This is a genomic window from Streptomyces sp. NK15101, from assembly GCF_020400725.1.
Classification (GTDB): Bacteria; Actinomycetota; Actinomycetes; order Streptomycetales; family Streptomycetaceae; genus Streptomyces.
The window spans coordinates 24,821-41,503 of sequence record NZ_JAINVG010000069.1; the positions used below are offsets into that span (position 1 = coordinate 24,821).

A 16,683-nucleotide genomic window follows, 5' to 3' on the forward strand; every position below is an offset into this window, starting at 1 on the left:
CCGCCCCAACTCGACCAGCGGGAGCTTCTCATGACGACCAGTCTCTCCCCCGAGGACACCGTGACGGCCACCGCCGCACTCGGCACCCTCATACGCGGCCACCGGCTCCGCATCGGCCTGACCCAGCAGGAGCTGGCGGACCTCTCCACCATCAGCGTCCGCGCCATCCGCGACCTGGAGAAGGGGAAGGCACAGCGGCCGAGAGCCGACACGATCCGGCTGATAGCCGACGGCCTGCGCCTGGGCCCCCGGGCCCGCACGGCCCTCGAGGACGCGGTGCGGCGCGGACACCGGGGCGGCGTCGGACCCCGGAACCTCGCCGACGAGCGGCCGGCCCCGCCCGTACCGCTGCACCCGCTGATCGAGAGGGCCGCCGAGTCCACCGTCCTCACGGAGGAGCTGCGCTCCGGAGCCGAACGCCTGATCACCGTCGTCGGCCTGAGCGGCGTCGGCAAGACGAGACTGGCCCTGGAGGCGGCGGCCCGGCTGCACGACGCCGGATTCCCGGTGCTGTGGCACACCGCCCCCGGGGCGACAGCAGACTGCCTGCCGGCCTGCGACGGCCGGCTCGCCGCCCTGACGGCCGACTGCGCCGCCTTCCTCCACGGCGACGGCGAGGCCGACGACCTGGTCCCCGAACTGGCCGGCGCGCTCGGCGACCGCGCGATGCTCCTCGTCCTCGACGGCGTCGACACCGCGCTGCTCGACTTCCACCGCCTGAGCCGGATGCTGCGCGAACTGCCCGGACTCCGCCTCCTCGTCACCGCCGACGAACCCTGGAACGTTCCCGGCGAACGCCTCTTCCTCCTCTCTCCGCTGGAGGCGCCGGACCCCTCCGCCGGCATCCGCCCCGACGCGCCCGCCACCCGGTTCTTCCTCAGCCGGCTCCGCCACGTCCGCCCCGACATCGTTCCCGACGAGCGCGTCCTCGCGGACATCGCCTGGGTCGGCCACCGGCTCGACGGCCATCCGCTCGCGCTCGCCGCGGCGGCCTCCTGGCTCACCGTCTGCGACCTGTCCACGCTGCGCGGCATCGTCGAGTCCGACCCGGCGTCCCTGCTCGACCACCTGGCCGACGGCCGGTCCGGCTCCCGCCTCCGCGAGCGCGTGGCCCGTACGCTCGCCGCGCTCCCCGACGCCCACCGGCAGCTGATCGGCGCGCTGTGCGCCGCGAGCGAGGCCGAATTCGTCCTGGAGGACGTCGTCCGGCTGACCGGCATGCCCCTGCCGCACTGCGGCCGCATGGTCCGCGACCTGCTGGTCAGCGGCGTGATCAGGTCCGGCACGGACGGCGGCCGCTCCGCGTTCCGCGTACTGAGCGTGGTGCGTGCCCTCGCGGCGGACGCGACGGCGACCACGACCACGACCACGACCGCGACCGCTTCCGTGACGGTGACCGCTCCCGCGACCGCGACTACGACCACGACCGTTTCCGCGGCCGCGGTGCGGACACCGGTCCGATGAGCGGCAGCGCCGTGCCGGACGGCATCGGCACGACTGCCGGAACCGCTGCCGCCTGACTGCCGCTCCACCGCCGAACCGCTGGCGTACCGCCGGATCAACTGCCGCTCCCGGCCCCGGCCCACGGGTTGTATGGCGACTGCCCCGCCGAGCCCGCGCCGCTCTCCCCCTCCCTCCTCCGCCGTGACTTCCACAGGAGCCCCTCATGCCGTTCGACACGCCCGTCGCACCCGCTCCGGCTGCCGTCCGGTTGCCGCTCTCGGTGGCCCAGCGTGACATCTGGACGGCGCACGCCCTCGATCCCACCGGCGTGAAGTACAACGTCGCCGAGTGCCGCGAGATCAACGGCCCCGTGGATCCGCAGCTGATGGCCGCGGCCTGGCGCCGGCTCGTCGAGGAGGCGGACTTCCTCCGCATCCGCCGCTTCGAGGACGACGGCGAGCAGGTGTGGCAACTGGTCGACACCGACGCCGGATCGCGCACCCTGCCGTTCACCGACGTGAGCGCCGAGGACGACCCCGAGGGCGCGGCCTGGCGGCTCGTCGACGCACTGATCTGCGCCCCCTTCGACCTCACCGACCAGCCGCCGGTCCGCTGCGCGCTGATCAGACTCGCCGAGGACAGGTACTTCTACTTCTACGGGTTCCACCACCTGGTCGTCGACGGCGTGGGCGTGTCGATGGCACTCGCCCGGCTGATCGAGCTGTACGAGCAGGCCGTCGCGGGCGAACCCTGGGGCCCCTCCCCGTTCGGGAGCCTGACGGAGCTGCTCGCCGAGGACGCGGAGTACCGGCGGTCCGAGGAGGCCGCCGCCGAACGCGCCGCCTGGCGGGAGCACCTCGCCGGCGCCCCCGACGCGCCCGCCGGCCTCGTCCGGGGCACCGGCCGGGCGACGGCCGCGCACGGCGGACTGCCCTTCGCCCGACGGAGCGTACGGGTCTCCCCGGCGGACGCCGACCGGCTCCGCTCGGTCGCACGCGGCGAGCGCGCCACCTGGTCCGTCCTCCTCGTGGCCCTGTTCTCCGCCTACCTGCACCGCGTCACAGGCCGTACGGAGCTGATGATCGCCCTCCCGGTCACCGGCAGGACGTCCCGGCTCGCCCGCAGCACCCCGGGCATGTCGTCGAACGTGGTCCCGCTGAGGATCCGGATCAGCCCCGAGGACTCGCTCGGCGCACTCGTCCGCTCGGTGGGAGCCGAGGTCAAGCACGGACTGCGCCACCAGCTGACCCGGTACGAGGACCTCTGCCGCGACGCCGGCCTCGTAGACGGCTCCCGGAGACTGGCCACGCCCGTCCTCAACATCATGGGCTTCCACGGAGAGCTCACCGTCTGCGGCCACCCCACGGTCAACCACAACGTGAGCAACGGCCCCGTGGACGACCTCAGCGTCGCCGTGCTCGACCTCGGCGCCGCGAACGGCCTGCGCATCGACTTCGACACCCCCGTCGACGGCGTCGACGCCGCGGCCGTCGCCGCACACCAGGACCGTTTCGCCGCCTTCCTCACCACCGTCCTCGCCACGGAACGCCCGACCGAACACAGGGTCGCCGACCTGGAGGTGCTGTCGGAGGCGGAGCGCGGGCTGCTGACGGGCCGGTGGGCCGGTCCGGTGGCGGACGTCGTGGACACGACGCTGGTGGAGCGGTTCGAGGAGCAGGCGGCGCGGTTCCCCGACGGGGTGGCGCTCGTCGGTGAGGCGGGGGAGGTCACGTACGGCGAGCTCAACGCCGCGGCCAACCGCTGGGCCCGCCACCTGCGCTCCCGAGGCCTCGGACGCGGTGACATGGCCGGAGTCCTCTTCGAGCGCGGGACCCGCTTCGCCACCGCTCTGCTCGCCGTCCTGAAGACCGGCGCCGCCCACGTACTCCTGGACCCTGACTTCCCCGACGACCGGCTGCGCTCGGCGGCCGCCGACGCCGGCATCAGCCACCTCGTCACCCGCCCGGTGCTCGCCGAGCGCGTCGAGGGCCCCTGGGCGACCCACACGGAGGCCCCCGGCGAACTCCTCTCCCACAATCCCGGCAACCTCCGCCTGCCGCTCGGCCCCGACGACTCCGCCTGCCTGATGTTCACCTCCGGCTCGACGGGCCGCCCGAAGGCCATCCTGTCCTCCCACCGCAACCTGGTGTCGACCCTGATCGGCCAGCCCTACCTCCCCACGGGCCCGGAGCAGGTCTACCTCCAGTGCTCGCCGGTGTCCTGGGACGCGTTCAGCCTGGAGTTCTGGGGAGCGCTCCTCCACGGCGGCACGGCGGTCCTCCAGCCCGGTCAGAAGCCCGAACCGGCCCTCGTGACCGAGCTGGCCCGCCGCCACCGCGTCACCACGCTCCTGCTGTCCGCCACCCTCTTCAACTTCCTGGTCGACGAGCACCCCGAGGCCTTCGAGACGGTCACCACCGCCTTCACGGTGGGCGAGGCCGCCTCCCCGGCGCACGTCCACAAGCTCCAGCGGCTCAGGCCCGGCATCACCGTCCTCAACGGCTACGGACCCGCCGAGGTGATGATCTACGCGACCACCCACACCGTCGAGGCCGGGGACGAGCCCCACGCGGTGATCCCGATCGGCACCCCGCTGGTCAGCAAGCCGGCCTACGTCCTGGACGCCCGGCTCGGCCTGTGTCCCCCGGGGGTGACGGGGGAGCTGTACGTGGCGGGCGAGGGCCTCGCCCACGGCTACCTGGGCCGGTCCGACCTGACCGCCACCCGGTTCGTCCCGAACCCCTTCGGCCCGGCGGGCAGCCGGCTCTACCGGACGGGGGACCTGGTCCGCTTCGACCGGGACGGACGCCTCCTGTACGAGGGCCGGGCGGACGACCAGATCAAGATCAGGGGCTTCCGCATCGAGCCGGGCGAGACCGAAGCCGCGCTCCTGACCCATCCGGCCGTCACCCGGGCCGTCGTCACCGTCCACGAGAAGAGGCTGGCCGCCTACGTCGTCCTCGCGGACGGGGACACGGCGGGGGAGACGGACCCCCACGAGATCCGCCGGCACGTCGCCGACCGGCTGCCCGAGCACCTCGTCCCCACGTACCTGACCACGCTCGACCGCCTGCCCGTCACGCCCAACGGCAAGATCGACAAGCGGGCGCTCCCGGCGCCGGAGACGGTCCTGGGAACGACCCGCGCCCCGCGCGACGAGACCGAGGAGATCCTGTCCGCGCTGTTCGGCAGGACCCTGGAGACGCCCGGCCCGGTCGGCATCGACGACAGCTTCTTCGCCCTCGGCGGCCACTCGCTGCTCGCGGCCCGGCTGACGAACCACATCGCCGAGGCGTTGGGCGTGCGGCTGACGATCCGGGACGTCTTCGGGCGTCCGACGGTGGCGGGGCTCGCGGAACTGCTGGGCGAGCAGACCGGCGTACGGGCCGTCCCGCCGTTGGTGGCGGGGGAGGGGGCGGGTGATGTGGTGCCCGTGTCGTTCGCCCAGCGGCGGTTGTGGTTGTTGTCGGAGCTGGAGGGGGACAGTGCGGCCTACAACGTGCCGATGGTGGTGCGGTGTGAGGGCGGGCTGGATGTGGGGGCGCTGGAGTCGGCGCTGAGTGACGTGGTGGAGCGGCATGCTCCGTTGCGGACGGTGTTCGAGTCGGTGGAGGGGGAGCCGCGTCAGCGGGTCCTGCCGCCGGAGTCGGCCCGGGTGCCGGTGGAACGGCGTCAGGTCGAAGCCGACTCGCTCGAAAGGGAGTTGGCTGACGAGGCCGGTCGTGTCTTCGATCTGGCGGTGGATCTTCCGCTGCGGGCGGTGGTGTTCGAGCTGGGTGACGGCACGGTGGTGCTGTCGCTGGTGGTGCACCACATCGCGACGGACGGTCTGTCGAACGCGGTGTTCTTCGGAGACCTGCAGCGGGCCTACGAGGCCCGGGTGGCGGGGGCGGAGGGCTCCGTCCTTGAGCCCTTGGCCGTGCAGTACGCGGACTACGCGGTCTGGCAGCGCCGGGTGCTGGGCGCGGCGGACGATCCGCAGAGCGTGCTGGGCCGGGAGCTGGGGTTCTGGCGTGGGGTGCTGGAAAATCTGCCGGAGGAGCACGGGCTGAACCTGGACCGTCCGAGGCCGGCCCGGGCCTCCCACCGGGGCGGACAGGTCGAACTCGACCTGGGTGCGGACCTGTTCGAGCGGGTGGCCGCGTTCGCGCGGGCCGAGGGGTGCACGCCCTTCATGGTGGTGCACGCGGCGCTGGTCGCGGCACTGACGAGGCTCGGTGCGGGGACGGATCTGGCGATCGGTTCACCGGCGGCGGGGCGTGGCGAGCCGGAACTGCAGGAGCTGGTCGGGTTCTTCGTGAACACGCTGGTGCTGCGGACCAGCAGCGCGGGTGATCCGAGTTTCCGCGACCTTCTGGGTCGGGTGCGTACGGCGGACCTGGACGCGTTCGCGCACCAGGAGGCCCCGTTCGACCTGGTCCTCGAAGCGGTCAACCCGACCCGGAGCCTCTCGCGCCACCCCCTCTTCCAGATCAGCCTCGGCCTGGAGACCGACGCCGGCCCCGCCTTCGAGCTGAGCGGGGTCCGGACGGGACCGGTGGAGAAGATCTCCAGCGGATCCGCCAAGTTCGACCTGGAGTTCTTCCTCCGCTCCGACGACGGGAAGGAGCTGCGGGCCACCGTGCTCTTCGCGGCGGAGCTGTTCGACGAGGTCACGGTACGACGGATGACGACCGTCCTCGGCGAGGTGCTGGCCCAGGTCCTCGACGAGCCGGACATGCGGCTGTCGGGCCTGGAGGTGCTGTCGGAGGCGGAGCGCGGGCTGCTGACGGGCCGGTGGGCCGGTCCGGTGGCGGACGTCGTGGACACGACGCTGGTGGAGCGGTTCGAGGAGCAGGCGGCGCGGTTCCCCGACGGGGTGGCGCTCGTCGGTGAGGCGGGGGAGGTCACGTACGGCGAGCTCAACGCCGCGGCCAACCGCTGGGCCCGCCACCTGCGCTCCCGAGGCCTGGGCCGTGGCGACATGGCGGGTGTGCTCTTCGAGCGCGGGACCCGCTTCGCCACCGCTCTGCTCGCCGTCCTGAAGACCGGCGCCGCCCACGTACTCCTGGACCCTGACTTCCCCGACGACCGGCTGCGCTCGGCGGCCGCCGACGCCGGCATCAGCCACCTCGTCACCCGCCCGGTGCTCGCCGAGCGCGTCGAGGGCCCCTGGGCGACCCACACGGAGGCCCCCGGCGAACTCCTCTCCCACAATCCCGGCAACCTCCGCCTGCCGCTCGGCCCCGACGACTCCGCCTGCCTGATGTTCACCTCCGGCTCGACGGGCCGCCCGAAGGCCATCCTGTCCTCCCACCGCAACCTGGTGTCGACCCTGATCGGCCAGCCCTACCTCCCCACGGGCCCGGAGCAGGTCTACCTCCAGTGCTCGCCGGTGTCCTGGGACGCGTTCAGCCTGGAGTTCTGGGGAGCGCTCCTCCACGGCGGCACGGCGGTCCTCCAGCCCGGTCAGAAGCCCGAACCGGCCCTCGTGACCGAGCTGGCCCGCCGCCACCGCGTCACCACGCTCCTGCTGTCCGCCACCCTCTTCAACTTCCTGGTCGACGAGCACCCCGAGGCCTTCGAGACGGTCACCACCGCCTTCACGGTGGGCGAGGCCGCCTCCCCGGCGCACGTCCACAAGCTCCAGCGGCTCAGGCCCGGCATCACCGTCCTCAACGGCTACGGACCCGCCGAGGTGATGATCTACGCGACCACCCACACCGTCGAGGCCGGGGACGAGCCCCACGCGGTGATCCCGATCGGCACCCCGCTGGTCAGCAAGCCGGCCTACGTCCTGGACGCCCGGCTCGGCCTGTGTCCCCCGGGGGTGACGGGGGAGCTGTACGTGGCGGGCGAGGGCCTCGCCCACGGCTACCTGGGCCGGTCCGACCTGACCGCCACCCGGTTCGTCCCGAACCCCTTCGGCCCGGCGGGCAGCCGGCTCTACCGGACGGGGGACCTGGTCCGCTTCGACCGGGACGGACGCCTCCTGTACGAGGGCCGGGCGGACGACCAGATCAAGATCAGGGGCTTCCGCATCGAGCCGGGCGAGACCGAAGCCGCGCTCCTGACCCATCCGGCCGTCACCCGGGCCGTCGTCACCGTCCACGAGAAGAGGCTGGCCGCCTACGTCGTCCTCGCGGACGGGGACACGGCGGGGGAGACGGACCCCCACGAGATCCGCCGGCACGTCGCCGACCGGCTGCCCGAGCACCTCGTCCCCACGTACCTGACCACGCTCGACCGCCTGCCCGTCACGCCCAACGGCAAGATCGACAAGCGGGCGCTCCCGGCGCCGGAGACGGTCCTGGGAACGACCCGCGCCCCGCGCGACGAGACCGAGGAGATCCTGTCCGCGCTGTTCGGCAGGACCCTGGAGACGCCCGGCCCGGTCGGCATCGACGACAGCTTCTTCGCCCTCGGCGGCCACTCGCTGCTCGCGGCCCGGCTGACGAACCACATCGCCGAGGCGTTGGGCGTGCGGCTGACGATCCGGGACGTCTTCGGGCGTCCGACGGTGGCGGGGCTCGCGGAACTGCTGGGCGAGCAGACCGGCGTACGGGCCGTCCCGCCGTTGGTGGCGGGGGAGGGGGCGGGTGATGTGGTGCCCGTGTCGTTCGCCCAGCGGCGGTTGTGGTTGTTGTCGGAGCTGGAGGGGGACAGTGCGGCCTACAACGTGCCGATGGTGGTGCGGTGTGAGGGCGGGCTGGATGTGGGGGCGCTGGAGTCGGCGCTGAGTGACGTGGTGGAGCGGCATGCTCCGTTGCGGACGGTGTTCGAGTCGGTGGAGGGGGAGCCGCGTCAGCGGGTCCTGCCGCCGGAGTCGGCCCGGGTGCCGGTGGAACGGCGTCAGGTCGAAGCCGACTCGCTCGAAAGGGAGTTGGCTGACGAGGCCGGTCGTGTCTTCGATCTGGCGGTGGATCTTCCGCTGCGGGCGGTGGTGTTCGAGCTGGGTGACGGCACGGTGGTGCTGTCGCTGGTGGTGCACCACATCGCGACGGACGGTCTGTCGAACGCGGTGTTCTTCGGAGACCTGCAGCGGGCCTACGAGGCCCGGGTGGCGGGGGCGGAGGGCTCCGTCCTTGAGCCCTTGGCCGTGCAGTACGCGGACTACGCGGTCTGGCAGCGCCGGGTGCTGGGCGCGGCGGACGATCCGCAGAGCGTGCTGGGCCGGGAGCTGGGGTTCTGGCGTGGGGTGCTGGAAAATCTGCCGGAGGAGCACGGGCTGAACCTGGACCGTCCGAGGCCGGCCCGGGCCTCCCACCGGGGCGGACAGGTCGAACTCGACCTGGGTGCGGACCTGTTCGAACGCATCACGGTCCTTGCCCGCTCGGAGGGGTGCACGCCCTTCATGGTGGTGCACGCGGCCCTGGTCGCCGCGCTGACCCGCCTGGGGGCGGGGTCCGACCTGGCGATCGGCACTCCGGTCGCGGGTCGTGGCGAGCGATCGCTGCAGGAGCTGGTCGGGTTCTTCGTCAACACGCTGGTGCTGCGGACCAGCAGCGCGGGTGATCCGAGTTTCCGCGACCTTCTGGGTCGGGTGCGTACGGCGGACCTGGACGCGTTCGCGCACCAGGAGGCCCCGTTCGACCTGGTCCTCGAAGCGGTCAACCCGACCCGGAGCCTCTCGCGCCACCCCCTCTTCCAGATCTGCCTCGGTCTCGAAGTGGGCGGCGTACCGGAGCTCCACCTGCCCGGAGTCCGCACCGCCGAGGTCTCCGGCCTCGGGAACGGGGCCGCGAAGTTCGACCTCGAGTTCCTGCTCCGCTCCGACGACAGCCGGCGACTGCACGGTGCGATCCTCTTCGCGGCCGAGCTGTTCGACGAGGACTCGGTACGGCGCATGGCGTCGGTGCTGGGCCAGGTGCTGGACCAGGTGCTCGACGACCCCGGCCTGACGCTCTCGTCCCTGGACGTGCTGTCCAGCTCGGAGCGCGAGCTGCTCACCGGCCCGTGGGCGGGGACCGTCTCCGATGAGGGGGAGGCCTCCCTCGTCGAGCGGTTCGAGGAGCAGGTGGCCCGGTGCCCGGAGGCGACGGCCCTGATCGACGGAGACCGCGAGGTCTCGTACGCCGAACTGAACGCCATGGCCAACCGGTTGGGCCACCACCTGCGGGCGCACGGCCTCGGCCGTGGCGACATGGCGGGTGTGCTGCTGGAGCGCGGGGTGGAGTTCGCGGCGGCGGTGGTCGCCGTGGCAAAGGCCGGGGCGGCGTACACGCTGCTCGACCCGGACTTCCCGGACGAGCGGCTCCGCTCGGCCGCCACCGACGCCGGCATCAGCCATCTCGTGACCTCGCCGGCCCTTGTCGAGCGCGTCGAGGGACCCTGGCAGACCCACACCGAGGCCCCCGGCGAACTCCTCTCCCGCAACCCCGGGAACCTCGGCCTGCCGCTCGGACCCGACGACTCCGCCTGCCTGATGTTCACGTCGGGTTCGACGGGCCGTCCGAAGGCGATCCTGTCGTCGCACCGGAACCTGGTGTCGACGGTGTCGGGGCAGTCGTACGGCGGGTTCGGTCCGGGTGAGGTGTTCCTGCAGTGCTCGCCGGTGTCGTGGGACGCGTTCAGCCTGGAGTTCTGGGGCGCGCTGCTGCACGGTGGGTCGACGGTGCTGCAGCCGGGGCAGCGGCCGGAGCCGGTGCTGATCGCCGAGCTGTCCCGTCAGCACAAGGTGTCGATGCTGCAGCTGTCGGCGAGCCTGTTCAACTTCCTGGTCGACGAGCACCCGGAGGCCTTCGAGACGGTCACCGTCGCCTTCACCGGCGGCGAGGCGGCCTCCCCGGCACACGTGCACAAGCTCCAGCGACTCAGGCCCGGCATCAGGGTCGTCAACGGGTACGGGCCGGCTGAGTCCATGGGCTTCACGACCACGCACTTCATCGAGGCAGGTGCGGAGCCGCACGCGCTGATCCCGATCGGTGCGCCGTTGGTGAACAAGGCCGCCTACATCCTGGACGCGCACCTGAGACTCTGTGCGCCGGGGGTGACCGGCGAGCTGTACCTGTCCGGTGACGGTCTCGCCCACGGATACCTGGGCCGGCCCGACCTGACGGCCACCCGCTTCGTCCCGAACCCCTTCGCGGCAGCCTCCGACCGGCTGTACCGGACGGGGGACCTGGCCCACTTCGACCGGCACGGCCGGCTGCACTACGACGGCCGGGCGGACGACCAGATCAAGATCCGTGGTTTCCGTGTCGAGCCGGGCGAGACCGAGGCCGCGCTCCTGGCGCATCCGGCCGTCACCCAGGCCGTCGTCACCGTCCACCACGAACAGCTCGCCGCGTATGTGGTCACCAGCTGCCAGACGGACTCCGAGGAGATCCGCCGGCACGTGGCCGACCGGCTGCCCGAGCACCTCGTCCCGACGTACGTCATCGTTCTCGACCGGCTGCCCCTGACCCCGAACGGGAAGGTCGACAAGCGCGCCCTGCCCGCCCCGGCCCCCCTCGCCTCCACCGGCCGTGCCCCGCGCACCCCGCTGGAGGAGACCCTGCTCGCCCTCTTCGCCCGCACCCTCGACACCACCGCCGACCTCACCGTCGACGACGACTTCTTCCACCACGGCGGCCACTCGCTGCTGGGCGCCCGCCTCACCAACCACATCGCCGGGGCCCTCGACGTCCGGCTCACCATCCGCGACGTCTTCCAGCACCCCACCCCGGCCCGGCTCGCCGAGCACATCGAATCCCTGAAGGCCGTGCCGGTGCGGAAGGCCCGTCCCGCCCTCCGGCGCCGCGCCAGGACCGAGGCGGTCACGACCGAGAGGGTCACCGGGACCACCACCCGGACCGCCATCCCGAACGCCACCCCGAACGTCACCGCGACAGAACGGATCAGCTGATGAACACCTCCCCGACCCCCGCCCCCGAGGACGTCGTCTGGGACCTGCCGGGCGACCTGCCGCACCGCCTGTCGCTGCTCGTGCTCCCGCACGCCGGAGGCAACGCGCACGCCTACAGCGCGTGGCGCGAGCACCTCCCGGCCGACGTGCGGCTGCTCGTCGGCCAGTACCCGGGGCGCGGCGCCCGCTTCAGCGAGGACCTGCCCGAGTCCGTCGACGACCTGGCGCTGCCCGTGGTCGACGCACTCCCCGCGGACACCGGTGCCCTGGTGGTGCTCGGGCACAGCATGGGCTCCCTGGTCGCCTTCGAGGTGACCCGCGCCCTGCAGGCCGTCGGCCGTGCCCCGCAGGGCCTGATCGCCTCCGCCTGCCGGGCGCCGGTGCTGCCCAACCAGTGCCCGGTGCACCCGGAACGGCTGGACGACGACCAGCTGGTCGCGGCCATCAAGGAGCGCGGCGGCACCGATGACGGCATCCTCGACGACGAGGAGCTCCGCGAGATCGTCCTGCCGTCCATCCGCGCGGACTTCGCCATCGACGACGCCTACCGGTGCACCGCCCCGGCCGTACGGCTCGACTGCCCGGTCGCGGTGTTCGGCGGGGACGCCGACCCGATCGTCCCGGTCGACATGCTCGACGGCTGGTCCCTGGTGGCCGGCCACCAGGTGGTCCCCCAGGTGCTGACCGGCGACCACTTCTACTTCCAGCAGGACCTGCCCGGCTTCTTCGCCCGTCTGAACCCGGTCCTGGAGGCCCTGCACGCCTCCGCCCCCAGCAACGCCTGATCACCCGCCGACTCCCTTTTCCCCGAGGTACCACGAGGAGCCCACCATGACCACGTACGCCCAGAGCCCGGCCGCCGCCGGCATCGCCGTCGTCCGGGAACCCGGCAAGCCGGCCCTCGTCGAGACGCCCGCCTTCGGCACGATGGCGGAGGCCACCGCCTGGCTGTCGGACCGGCTCCCCGCCATCCAGGCCGAACTGCACCGCTCCGGCGCGGTCATGCTGCGCGGGCTTCCGGTGACGGACGCGGCGACGTTCGCCGAGGCGCGTGACGCGCTGATCGCCCAGCGCGCCGGATACAAGGAGAAGGCCACTCCCCGCACGGACTTCGGCGAAGGGGTGTTCTCCTCCACCGACCTGCCGGCCGCCCAGCCGATCCGCCTGCACAACGAGAACAGCTACACCCTGGACTTCCCCGGCGTGCTGCTCTTCGGCTGCGTCACCGCCCCCGAGACCGGCGGCGCCACCACCGTCGGCGACATGCGCCGGGCGCTCGCCATGCTGCCGCAGGACCTGGTCGCCCGGTTCGCCGAGGCCGGCTGGCTCCTCGTGCGCAACTACTCCGACCTGGCGGGCATGCCCTGGCGCAAGGCCTTCTCGTCGGAAGAGCCGGCGGGCGCCGAGGAGTACTGCGACGCCCACGCGATCGGCTACGAGTGGCTCGACGAGGACACCCTGCGCACCCGTCAGCGCCGCTCCGCGATCATCACCCACCCGGTGACCGGCGAGCGGTCCTGGTTCAACCACTTCGCGTTCTGGAACGCCCGCAGCCTCGACGAGGACGTCCGCGAGGTCCTCACCGACACGTTCGGCGCGGACGGCCTGCCCTTCGACACCCGCCTGGGCGACGGCAGCGCCCTCACCGACGCCGAGGTGGACGCGATCAACGACGTGTACCAGGCGGTCACGCTGCGGGAGAGCTGGCAGGCCGGCGACCTGATGCTCGTCGACAACATCCTCTGCGCGCACGGCCGGGAGTCGTACACCGGCGACCGGAAGATCCTCGTCGCCATGGGCGAGCCGGTACGGCTGTCCGACTGCTCCCCGACCACCGCCCCCTCCACCACCCTGTACGGAAGGTGAGCCCCGCCATGACCGCCGTCCTCCCCGAGCGCTCCACCGCCCCGGCCGCCCCCGCCGCCCCGGCCTCCTCGCCCGGCACCGCCTCCTGCTCCCCGGGCACCTGCGCCTGCGGCACCTGCGCCACCGCCGGAGCCGGCGCGGCCGACCTCCTCGCCCGGCTCGCCACCGCGCCCGGCGGGCGCACCGCCGTCGTCGCCGGCGACGACCGCCTCACCTTCGACGAGCTGCGCGCCGAGGCCACCGCGATCGCCGCCCGCCTGGCCGCCCTCGGCATCGGCCCGGAGAGCGTCGTGGCGCTCTGCCTGCCCCGGAGCGCCGTCCTGGTGACCGCGATCATCGGCACGCTCACCGCCGGCGCCGCCTACCTGCCGGTCGACCCGGCGCTGCCCGCCGACCGCCGCCGCTACCTCGTCGAGGACTCCGGCGCCGACCTGGTGGTCGTGGCCGGCGCCGAAGGCTCCCCGGCGCCCGGCACCCGCGCCGTGACGGTCGCCGAGCTGACGGCCGCCCCCGGCACCGGCCCGGCCCCGTCCCCGTACGCGCCGGTCCCCGTCACCGCGGACACCCTGGCCTACGTCATCTACACCTCCGGCTCCACCGGCCGTCCGAAGGGCGTGGAGATCGGCCGCGGCGCCGCCTCCCTGCTGCTGAAGGAGCTGGAGGAGGCGGGCGCCGCCACCGGCGAGGGGAGCAGGGTCGGCTGGAACGCCTCCCCGTCGTTCGACGCCTCCGTGCAGCAGTGGACACGGCTCTGCCGGGGCGACACCCTCGTCATGATCGACGAGGAGACCCGCCGCGACCCGTCCCTGCTCGCCGCCTTCGTCGACGAGCAGGCCCTCACCGACCTGGACATCACCCCCTCGCACGCCGATCCCCTCCTCGACCTGCTCACCGGGGACGGCGGCCCGCGCCCGCTGACCCTCCTCGTCGGAGGCGAGGCGATCAGCCCGGCGCTGTGGGACAGGCTCGTCGCCGCCCACCGGTCCGGACTGCTGCGCGCGCTCAACGTGTACGGGCCGACCGAATGCACCGTCGACGCCACCGCCGGCCCGGTCGACGGGCCGGGGGAGCCGCACATCGGCGCCGTCCTGCCCGGCCTCCGGATGCGCCTGCTCGACGAGAGGCTCGCCCCGGTCGGGCCGGGGGAGTCCGGCGAGCTGTACCTCGCGGGCCCGCGCGTGGGCCGCGGCTACCGGCACCGGCCCGGACTGACGGCGGAGCGGTTCGTCGCCGACATCGCCGGGGACGCCGACCACCCCGGCGGGCGCATGTACCGCACCGGCGACCGCTGCCGGCTGCTGCCCGACGGCCGGCTCGTCTACCTCGGCCGCGCCGACGGCCAGGTCAAGCTGCGCGGACACCGCATCGAACTCCCGGAGATCGAGGCCGCCCTCACCCGGGCCGACGGCGTCGCCGAGGCGGCCGTGGTCCTCGGCGAGGACGCCGGCGGCACCGCCTGCCTGATCGCCTACCACCGCGGCGGGGACGCCGCCGCCCTGCGCGCCGCGCTCGCGGACGGCCTGCCCTCCTACATGGTGCCGAGCGCGTTCGTCGCGGTGGACCGCTTCGCCACGACGCCCAGCGGCAAGCTCGACCGGTCCGCCCTGCCCACCCGCGTCGAAGCCCCGGCGGAGACGGAGGCCGAGGCAGCCGGCACCGAGGGCGGCGACGGCCTCGACGGCCGCGCGGAGGAGCTGATCGCCCGCGTGTGGACACAGGTCCTCGGCGCCGCGTCGATCGGCCCGGACGACAACTTCTTCAAGCTCGGCGGCCACTCCCTGCTCGCCATCAAACTGGTCTCCCGCGTGCGGGCCGAGCTGTCCGTGGCGCTCCCGGTCAAGGCCGTGTACGCCCACCCGCGGCTGCGTGACCTCGCCGCCCACATCGAGGAGCTGTTGGCCGCACAGGATGCCTGACCGCGTTCCGTACGAGCAGCGCGGTCCGTGCCGGCACCGCGGTCCACGCCCGTACCGCGGTCCCCGTCGCCGGTCCACCCGCCCGCCCCCGCCACTCACGAGGAGCAGCAACCGTGATCCCCCTGTCCTACGCCCAGCGCCGCCTGTGGTTCCTGAACCGGCTGGAGGGTTCCTCCCCGGCCTACAACGCGCCGGTGGTGCTCCGGCTGGGATCGATGCCCGACCCGGCCGCGCTCCGGGCGGCCGTACGGGACGTGGTGGAGCGTCACGAGGTGCTCCGGACCGTCTACCCGGCCCGGGACGAGGAGCCGTACCAGAAGGTCCTCGACGACCCCGACGTGCTCTTCGAGGTGGAGGAGTGCGGGGCGGGCGAGGACGTGCGGGCCCGGACCACGGCGTTCGCCCGGATCCCCGTGGACGTGACGCGCGAACTGCCGCTCCGGGCCAGGCTGTTCGCGGTGGACGACGGGACGGCCGTCCTGGTGATCCTCGTGCACCACATCGCCACGGACGGCTGGTCGGTGGGCTGCCTGCTCGCCGACCTCGACGCCGCCTACCGTGCCCGTGCCGAGGGCCGCGCCCCCGCCTGGGAGCCGCTGCCCGTCCAGTACGCGGACTACGCCCTGTGGCAGCGGGACATGCTCGGAGACCCCGAGGACCCCGACAGCACGGCGCACGAGCAGCTCGCCCACTGGCGCAAGGCCCTGGACGGCATACCGGCCGAGACGCGGCTGCCCGCCGACCGGCCGCGGCCGACGGAGCCCAGCCACCGGGGAGCGGTGGTCTCGGCGGAGCTGGACGCCGGCACCCACCGGGCCCTCGCCTCCCTCGCGCGCTCCCGGCGGGGCACGTTCTTCCTGGTGGCACGCGCCGCCCTGGCCCTCGCCCTGCGGGCGGCCGGCGCGGGCGAGGACGTGGTGGTCGGCACACCCGTGGCGGGCCGGCCCGAGGAGGACCTGCACGACCTCGTCGGGTTCTTCGTGAACACCCTGGCCCTGCGCACCGACCTCTCGGGGGACCCCGGCCTCGGCGCGCTCGTGGACCGCGTCCGCGAGACGGACCTGGTCGCGTTCGCACACGAGGACCTGCCCTTCGACCTCCTCGTCGAGGACCTCAACCCCGAACGGTCCCTCGGCCGCCACCCCTTCTTCCAGGTCATGCTGAGCGCACAGGCCCGGCAGGGGGACGAGACCGTACGGCTCGGAACCGTTCCCGCCGTCCTCGACGAGGCGGACCTGGCCACCGCCAAGTTCGACCTGAGCTTCCACTGCCGGGAGACGCTCGACACCGGGGGCGAACCGGGCGGGGTGCTCCTCGGCCTGCAGTACGCGACGGACCTGTACGACGAGGACACCGCGCGGCTCCTGCTCGACCTGTTCCGGCGCGCGCTGACGGCCTTCGCCGAGGAGCGGGACAGCACTCCCCTCAGCCGGATCGAGCTCCTCACGGACGGCGAGCGCACCAGCCTCGACCGCCGGCACCGGGCCCTCGCCGAGGCGGCACGGACCCGCACCACCCCCCGGCAGGAGCCGCCCGCGGGGGAGCGGACCCCGTCCCGCTCCGTCGGGGACCCCCGCGAGGAGATCCTGAGGGGCCTCTTCGCCGAGATCCTCGACCGGCACGACGTACGCT

Annotated in this window: 6 protein-coding genes; all 6 read left to right on the forward strand. The window is 73.4% G+C overall.

The window, feature by feature from the left end; translation table 11 throughout:
* Positions 1 to 30 precede the first annotated feature (30 nt).
* A complete protein-coding gene (locus K7G60_RS28835; protein WP_225803892.1) occupies positions 31 to 1,464 on the forward strand; it encodes a helix-turn-helix domain-containing protein in 1,434 nt (477 codons plus the stop codon).
* 202 nt (positions 1,465 to 1,666) lie between these two features.
* Positions 1,667 to 11,269, forward strand: a complete 9,603-nt coding sequence (locus K7G60_RS28840) for a non-ribosomal peptide synthetase (RefSeq protein ID WP_225803893.1) — start codon at positions 1,667 to 1,669, stop codon at positions 11,267 to 11,269.
* Positions 11,269 to 12,054, forward strand: coding sequence for a thioesterase II family protein (locus tag K7G60_RS28845; RefSeq protein ID WP_225803894.1), 786 nt, complete (start codon positions 11,269 to 11,271; stop codon positions 12,052 to 12,054). Before K7G60_RS28840 ends, K7G60_RS28845 begins: the two co-directional genes overlap by 1 nt.
* Positions 12,055 to 12,100: 46 nt before the next feature.
* Positions 12,101 to 13,135, forward strand: a complete 1,035-nt coding sequence (locus K7G60_RS28850) for a TauD/TfdA family dioxygenase (protein ID WP_225803895.1) — start codon at positions 12,101 to 12,103, stop codon at positions 13,133 to 13,135.
* An 8-nt stretch (positions 13,136 to 13,143) separates the two neighbouring features.
* On the forward strand, positions 13,144 to 15,051 hold the full coding sequence (locus K7G60_RS28855) for a non-ribosomal peptide synthetase (RefSeq protein WP_225803896.1): 1,908 nt from the start codon (positions 13,144 to 13,146) through the stop codon (positions 15,049 to 15,051).
* Between the two features lie 113 nt (positions 15,052 to 15,164).
* A partial coding sequence (locus K7G60_RS28860) for a condensation domain-containing protein (RefSeq protein ID WP_225803897.1) occupies positions 15,165 to 16,683 on the forward strand: 1,519 nt, incomplete at its 3' end.

Excerpts from the sequence above, each read along its gene's own strand:
- K7G60_RS28835 (WP_225803892.1), top strand. The coding sequence starts at position 31 with ATGACGACCAGTCTCTCCCCCGAGGACACCGTGACGGCCACCGCCGCA.
- K7G60_RS28840 (WP_225803893.1), top strand. The coding sequence starts at position 1,667 with ATGCCGTTCGACACGCCCGTCGCACCCGCTCCGGCTGCCGTCCGGTTG.
- K7G60_RS28845 (WP_225803894.1), top strand. The coding sequence starts at position 11,269 with ATGAACACCTCCCCGACCCCCGCCCCCGAGGACGTCGTCTGGGACCTG.
- K7G60_RS28850 (WP_225803895.1), top strand. The coding sequence starts at position 12,101 with ATGACCACGTACGCCCAGAGCCCGGCCGCCGCCGGCATCGCCGTCGTC.
- K7G60_RS28855 (WP_225803896.1), top strand. The coding sequence starts at position 13,144 with ATGACCGCCGTCCTCCCCGAGCGCTCCACCGCCCCGGCCGCCCCCGCC.